5 protein-coding genes are annotated in these 7,648 nt (G+C 65.9%); 2 read left to right on the forward strand and 3 right to left on the reverse strand.

The genetic code is table 11. The features are described from left to right. Window positions 1-15: 15 nt before the first annotated feature. Entirely contained in the window at window positions 16-1,203 is a 1,188-nt protein-coding gene (locus tag R2834_18865; GenBank protein ID MEZ4702402.1) for a phosphopentomutase, read from the reverse strand. Between the two features lie 5 nt (window positions 1,204-1,208). Further along, window positions 1,209-2,567: a hypothetical protein gene (locus R2834_18870; GenBank protein ID MEZ4702403.1), complete on the reverse strand. Its 1,359-nt coding sequence runs from the start codon at window positions 2,565-2,567 to the stop codon at window positions 1,209-1,211. 543 nt (window positions 2,568-3,110) lie between these two features. Between R2834_18870 and R2834_18875 the strand changes: the two genes are divergently transcribed. Next, the gene (locus R2834_18875; protein MEZ4702404.1) at window positions 3,111-5,990 is read left to right on the forward strand and encodes a T9SS type A sorting domain-containing protein; all 2,880 of its coding nucleotides are present in this window, start codon (window positions 3,111-3,113) and stop codon (window positions 5,988-5,990) included. 4 nt (window positions 5,991-5,994) lie between these two features. Here R2834_18875 and R2834_18880 read toward each other — a convergent pair whose 3' ends face one another. Next, window positions 5,995-7,161, reverse strand: coding sequence for a KamA family radical SAM protein (locus R2834_18880; protein ID MEZ4702405.1), 1,167 nt, complete (start codon window positions 7,159-7,161; stop codon window positions 5,995-5,997). A 150-nt stretch (window positions 7,162-7,311) separates the two neighbouring features. Between R2834_18880 and R2834_18885 the strand changes: the two genes are divergently transcribed. Continuing rightward, window positions 7,312-7,648, forward strand: a 337-nt coding sequence (locus tag R2834_18885) for a four helix bundle protein (GenBank protein ID MEZ4702406.1), incomplete at its 3' end; no start/stop codon positions are given.

The raw sequence follows: 7,648 nt of genomic DNA on the forward strand, positions 1-7,648 counted from the left end.
AGAAGTGGATCGGGGTCACCGTTCCCCGAAGGGCGTGGCCTTCACGGGGAAGTCGACACCGAAGTAGGCGGCCACTGTGGCGGCATGGTCGGCGAAGGTGGCGCGCGTGCCCAGATCGGCGCCGGGCCGGCCATCGACGTACAGGAGCGGGACATACTCGCGGCTGTGATCGGTGCCGGGCGTGGTCGGATCGTTGCCGTGATCGGCTGTGATGACCAGGCGACCGCCGGGCGGCAGGGCAGCGAGGATCTCGGGGAGCGACCGATCGAACGCTTCGAGGGCGCGCGCAAAGCCGTGGGGATCGTTGCGATGACCGTATTCCTGATCGAAATCCACCAGATTGACCCAGATAAACGCCGGCCTGGCCGACACTCCCCGGCGCCGCATCTGCCGGAGCGTCTCCGCGATCCCTTCGTCGTTCGACCGGGTCTTGTGCCCTTCCTCGAAACCGACATGGCCGAACAGATCCGCCACCTTGCCGACCGACACGGTGGCCACGCCGGCTTCCGACAGCGCCGCCTGGAGGGGCTTCGATTCCGGAAGGCGCGCATAGTCCTTGCGAGCCGCCGAGATGCGCCGCCAGTTCCCCGCCTGCCCCTCGAACGGGCGCGCGATGACGCGCCCGACGCCGTACGGTCCGACGCACAACGCATCCCGCGCGATCTGGCAGTACCGGTACAGCGTTTCCAGGGGGATGGTATCCACGTGGGCCGCCACCTGAAAGACGCTGTCCGCCGAGGTGTACACGATCGGCCAGGAGGTTTCCTGATGTTCGGCCCCGAGGGCGTCGATGATCGCCGTGCCGGAATCGGCGCGGTTGCCCAGGACGCCCGGGCACCCGGTTCGTTCGATGAACGCGTGGATCAGGGTGTCCGGAAACCCGTCGGGAAAGGTAGGGAAGGGCTTGTCGAGCCGGATGCCGGCCAGCTCCCAGTGCCCGGTGGTGCTGTCCTTTCCGGCCGAGACCTCCGTCAGCCGGCCGTACTGCGCGCCGGGCGCCGGGTGGGCGGGGACGCCGTCGAGCGGGGCGATGCAGCCCAGGCCGAGCGCGGCGAGGTGCGGCAGCTTCGGATGCGCGGTGGCACACACGTGGCCAAGCGTATGGCTCCCCACGTCGCCGTAGCGCCCGGCATCCGGCTGTTCGCCGATGCCGACGCCATCCAGTACGAGGGTCACGAACAGCCGGGGGTCGGGAGACGCCATGCCGGCTACTCGATGATCGTGCACGCCCCGGTCTCGAAGGCCTCGCGCAGCGCTTCGGTGGCGTCGGCGCGAAAATCGTCGGGCGTTGCGTGCCGGTCCTTGAGCAGCGCGATGCCGATGCTCACGCCGCCGGCCAGATGCTCGGTGTCGGCCGCCAGGTCCTCTTGGAGCCTCAGGGCCCAGGCTTCGACTTCCGTCACGTCCTCGTCGTGGAAAACGCCGTACGTGAGTTCGCCGAACCGTTCGAGCCGGCCGGTCTGGGCGGCCTGTTGGAGGTTTTTCTTCAGCGCCCGTTCCGCGGCGCCGAGCGCCTTTACGCCCTGATCGGCGATGGCCTCGGCGCGGTTCAGGTAGATGAGGGCCAGCGAGAGCGAGCGGCCGTTTTCGCGAGCGCGTTCCATTTCTTCGGCGATGATCTCGCGCCGCGGCCGGATGCGGAGTTTATCCTTCTGGGCGGCATCGCCGGGCAGCGGCGACGCCATGTACGTCCCGATCAACGTCGCGAACTGACCCAGCAGCAGGCGTTGCCACGGGTCGTCCAGGTCGCGCCAGGCGAGAGCATCGATGATGAGCAGGTAGGCATTCTCGTCATCCGGGACGCGTACGGGCACGATGGCGGCCTGCCGGACAGATACCGGCATCCGGTAATAGCCCAGTCCCTCCCAGGTCACCTCGTCGCTCCCGATGTCCTTGATGGATACGGGGGCCATCTGCAGGGCCTCGTCCAGTACACCTGGATGGATCAGGATGGAGCCGGCGGCGAGGGCCTGCGGACTCTCGCTGACGATCGCGACGAGTTCATAGCGGAAGTCCTCGTCGTGCCGCACGAGACATACGGTGTATCCGCCGGCCGACGACCGGATGGCCTGAAGCATCGGGATCAGATCGGGGCGGCCGCCGACGCGGGCTTCGGGGGAAGCTGCTGCTTTGTCGGAGCGAGGCGGCGCGGGAGCGGGGTCCTGCCGGCGGGCGCCGCGCGGCTCCGTCTCGACCACCTCGCTGGCCTCTTCGCTAGCCTCTTCTCTGGGCACTTCTATGGCCTCATCGGGCTCCGGCAAGGGATCCAGGGGTGACGTCTCCTCGAGCAGATCCGCCACGTCGAGCGTGGCGTCCTCGGACGCGGATGCAGGCGAGCCGGACGGGTCGGGCGCCGGCGAGTCGGACCCGCGGCGCGCTTTCGGACGAATTTCGATGATGCCCAGCGCGCTCAACTCCTGCTGAGGGGAAACGGAAGGCTGGACAGGCCGGGGAGCCCGGAGGGCCGCAGTGCGCTCAAAACGCTTGTATAAGACCAGAGCGCCCAGACCAACGACCAGCAAAATCCCGAGCGCGACAGTGAGCACGATAGCCAGGGTGCTGCTCATGCAGAATTCAAAAAGAAGGGAAGTAAACCTTGGTAAGTCCACCTGAACCGGCAGACTCAAAGCCGGTCCGCAATCTACTAGGGGTAGCCGCCAAAGTCAACTGGACCGGGGGCCGGCCCGCAGCGCAAAAGCGCGCCCCTCGCGGGGCCGGCGTGCAGCATGTGGGATGCGTCCGACGAAATCCGCCCGGAGAAGAACCGCGCGGGGCACGACGCCGCATGCGCCTCGCCGGCGTCTTTTTTCCGGACGGGCGAACCCGTGTCGCCGAAGCGGAGAGCCCGGCGCAGAAGCGCCCCGAATAGGTACATCCGGACACACAAAAAGCATACTTCGCGGATAACTTGCGGGTTTGGCGCAGGGTATACATCGCCGATACCTGGTAAGCAGACACCGGTCTTGCGGTACCCACGCGTACGTCGCGTACGGGTCCGACCTTCGAGATCAGCGTCCTGCGTCCCACCGATGCTCAACCGCAGCAAAAGGGGCCTGCCGGCGCATCCGCGCGGGCGAAAGGCCTGTAGTGAATATCCTTCAAGGAACACCATGCAACAGCTCTCCGACACGGACGCCCGGGCGATCGCCGGCGCCGTTTCTGTACCCATACACCTCAGCCACTCGGCTCGCCGCTTCGCCGCGGCTCTCATCCTTCTCCTCTTCACTGCGGCCACCGCGTCGGCCCAGACGCAGGTCATCGACTTCGAAAATCTGGCCGAAGGCAAGATCGTCAGCGAACTGGCGTCGGCCAACGGATATGGGGGGATCACCGTAAAAGGCACAAACCCCGGATGTCCTGCCCGCAATGCCGCCGTCATCTACGCGTCGTCGTGCCCGGGCGGCTGCACGGGCGACGACGAAGACCTCGGCACGCCGAACGCATCCTTCGGCGGGCCCGGCATCGGCGCAGGCGGACAGGCCGGCAGCCCGTTCGCCAACGATACGGCGCTGGGGAACGTGCTCATCGTGCAGCAGGGCTGCAGCACGCTCGATACCGACCCGGTCACCGAGCCCCGCGACCATGGCGGCAACACCACGCTCCTGCTGACCTTCCCGACGCCCGTCTCCATCTCCCGCTTCACGGCGCTGGATGTGGAAACCAGCGAATCGCTCGTGATCGAATTCCTGGATGAGGCCGGAACGGTGGTGTCGCGCGTCAACGCGCCGGCGACGGGCAACAACGGCGTCGCCGAAGTCCCCGTGAGCGCCGTCGATGTGCTGGGGATGCGCGTATTGCGCCAGGGATCGGGCGCGCTGGACGACATCCTGTTTACGCCGGCCGCGAGCGCCGACCTCGAACTCGCCAAATCGGTCGACAACCCCGCGCCGGATTCGGGCGCTACCGTCGTCTTCACCATCGCGCTTACCAACCAGGGTCCCGACGACGCGACCGACATCCGGATCGAAGACCGCATGCCCGCCGGGCTGACCTTTGTGGAGTATGTCGGCGCCGGCACTGTCGTTACCCGCCCCGGCTCTTTCGAGATCGCGATCGACGCGCTGGCGGTCGGCGAGACCGCCGTCGGCACCCTGACCGCCAGGGTCGAGACCGGGCAGCCGATCGAGAATATCGTCGAAGTCATGGCCGCCCAGCCCATGGATCCGGATTCGACGCCGGGCAATGGGGATACGTCGGAAGACGACTGGGCTTCCGCAGCCGTCACGCCGGGGAACACCTCCGGCGGGGGCGACGGCGGGATCGAGAGCAACGGCGACATGGCCACGCAGCTGGCGCGCCGACTCTTCAACCGCCGCCAGGACGCCCGGGCCGCCAGAGCCCTCCTCGCTGCGCCGGCCCCCGTGCCGTTTGTCCCGGCGCTCGCGAAAGGGGAACGGGTTTACGGGGTCGCCTCCGACGAGATCGCGAACATCATCCCGGTAGAGGGTCCGCAGCTCAGCCGCGCCTTCCAGGTGTCGCCGACCGACCTGCTCGATTTCACGAACGCGACCAGCGTGCTCGCGGTCGACTATGTCCGTCTCGACGGCCGGCGCATGGCGGCGATCTTCACCGCCACCTCGCCATCCGGTGAACTCTACGACCACACCAAAGTCACGTGCGACCGCCTCGGCGGCGGCATGCTGAGCGACGTGCGCATCGTGAACGTGGGCGGACACCCGTTCGTCCTCTCCAAACTGCATCAGCCGAACGGCGATATCGATTATGCGATCAGCTTCGTGGCCTACCGCCAGGGCGACCGCTACACGATCGACAGCCGGTTCGCCTCCGAAGAATACACGGTGCCGGCCGGCATCGACGACGTGATCAACATGCAGGTGTGGAGCGTCGCGCCCGACTACACCGAGGCCCTCCTGGCGGACCTCCTCGCCCGGCTCGAACAGCGGGGCACGGTGGTGTACGCCAATGGCGCGAACCAGGCGCCGCAGCTCTTCGTCATGGACGGCGTCTACCGTCAGGGCCGGCTGAGCCTGCGCCTGGCAAACCGCATCGGGCAGACGGAGGTCAAGCTACACGGCTCCTTCGCCCTGTCGGAGAGCGATGCCGACCGCCATTTCCGCACGCCGTTCGAGCGCATCGTGACGGTGCCGGCGCCGGCGCCAAACGAAGCATTCTCGACGATCGAACTCGAAGTGGGCGCCATCTACGACGCCGTGCTCTTCGTCGAACACGAAGCTTCGCGCAGTCACGACCAGATCTACCACGCCGACGGCCCCTGGAGCTTCGCCGCCGCCGGCACCTCGACGGTGGAAGACTTCGCGACGCACGGCTACGCGCAGCCATTCGACGCCGGACGCTACGTCATCGAGCGCGGGGGCACCCTCGAGGGCGACGTGACGGACTGGGCGAGCCTGTTCCGCTACCTGCGTCCGAACGGCGAGCCGGTCGACCTGTCGGCCTATCAGAACCTATCGTTCTCGGCCTATGGCGAGGGCACGGTACGCCTCGTCGTCGAGAAAGCCGGCATCGACACGTGGGACCAGTTCGGCTACACCTTCGAACTGACGCCGGATCCGAAGACCTTTGTGGTCGACTTCTCGGAGCTTCGCCGCCAACTCGTCCAGGGCGAACCGTTCGACGCCGGCGACGTCACGCTCCTCGCGTTTTACGTGCTCGGAAATGGCCAGACGAGCACGCCGTTCACCATCCACGTCGAGCACCTCAGCTTCGGCCTGGACGGGGCGGAGGGGCTCGACCGTTCCACGCCGCTTGCGTTTTCGCTGGACCAGAACTTCCCGAACCCGTTTAATCCGACCACCGAAATCGCCTTCACGCTCTCCGAAGCGAGCGAGGTGCGGCTGACGGTGTACGACATGCTGGGGCGCGAGATGGCGGTGCTGGTGGATGGCCTGCAGCCGGCGGGGCGAAATGTCGTCTCCTTCGAGGCCCGCGACCTGCCGAGCGGTCTGTACCTCTACCGGATCGAAACCCCCAAGGGCGAGACCGGGCGGCTGATGAGCCTGTTGAAATGAGCATTTAACGGATCGTCTCGGCCTCGGGCGGCATCGGGATTTCGGGGAGGCGGAGCGCTCCATCTTCTTCCGGTTCCCAGGGATTGGGTTCTGCCCAGAGCCGGCCGCTGTAGGTACGCATCACCACGTGGTCGCCGCTGCGCCCGAGCACGTAGCTCCGGTTCAGCGGCACCTTGCCGAAGGGGGTGTCCAGGATCAGTTTGGGGATGGCGAATCCCGTGATGTGGCCCTGGAGCGCCTCCATGAGCGCCATCCCGCGCTCGATGGTCGTCCTGAACGCAGCGGTTCCGCCGATGAGTTGCGCCTGATAGAGGTAGTAAGGGCGGACGCGCATGCGGACGAGCCCATCGCAGAGCGCCCGCATCGTTTCCAGATCGTCGTTGATGCCTTTCAGCAGGACGGTCTGGTTGCCGACCGGCACGCCGGCGCGCAGCAGCCGGTCGCAGGCCGCGGCCGCCTCCGGCGTCAGTTCGCGCGGATGGTTGAAATGGGTATTGAGCCAGATCGGGTGGTGCCGCTCGAGGACCTCACAGAGCTCGTCGGTGATGCGATACGGCAGCGTGACGGGCAGCCGGGAGCCGATCCGGATGACACCGACATGCGGGATGGCGCGTAACTTCGCCAGCAGCCAGTCGAGGTTCTTCTCATTGAATACCAGCGGATCGCCGCCGGTGAGCAGCACATCCCTGATTTCAGGGTGGGCGGCGATGTAGTCGATCGCCTCCTGCAGCTCCGCCCTGTTCATGAAATACTCGGCATCCCCGACCATCCGCTTCCGCAGGCAATAGCGGCAATAGATGGCGCATTCCGCCGTCACGCAGAAGGCGACCCGGTCCTCATAGTTGTGAATGAGGTTCTTGACCGGCGAGTGCCCCATCTCTTCGAGCGGATCGAGGACCCCGACGATATCGGGCGCCATCTCGCTCATCCGCGGAACCACCTGCCGGCGGATGGGGCAGTTCGGGTCGTTCGGATCGATGAGGCCGGCGTAGTACGGCGTGATATTCCACCGAAACACCCCGTCCGTCACCCGAATCGCCTCCACCTCGTCCGGCGTAGGCTCCAGATACTGCCGCAACGACGCGAGGTCGTGGACCCGGTTGCGCATCTGCCAGGTCCAGGAGGTGGGGGTGGAGGTAGGGGGGGTGGGGGGGGTCAGGTCACTGGTCACTGGTCACTGGTCACTGGTCACTGGTCACTGGTCACTGGTCGAACGCCTTCCCCGGGCAGGGTTCCCGATCAAGGAGGCCTCAGGGTATGAATACATCGTGTGGTGTGTCTAGTACATGCAGTCCCCTTTTCCACCCATACATTCCCGCACATGTCTCCGGAAGATCTCATCGTTTATCAGCGCGCCATGGAGCTCGCCGAAACGATCTGGAACCTTGTAATTTCCTGGCCTCCCTTCATGAAGGACACCATCGGTAAACAATGGATTCGCGCGGCAGATTCTATTGCGGCCAATCTGAGCGAGGGGTTTGGCCGCTATCATTTCAGGGAGAATCGCCAGTTCTGTTACTACGCGCGCGGATCCTTGCAGGAAACAGCCACCTGGCTCCAAAAAGCGATCCACCGAAAGCTCGTGGAACCCGAGCAAGGCGACGCGCTCGCTCGATGCATCACTTCGCTCGGAAAGCAACTGAATCAGTATATCAACG

The sequence above is a fragment of the Rhodothermales bacterium genome (assembly GCA_041391505.1).
In the GTDB taxonomy this organism is placed as follows: Bacteria; Bacteroidota; Rhodothermia; order Rhodothermales; family JAHQVL01; genus JAWKNW01.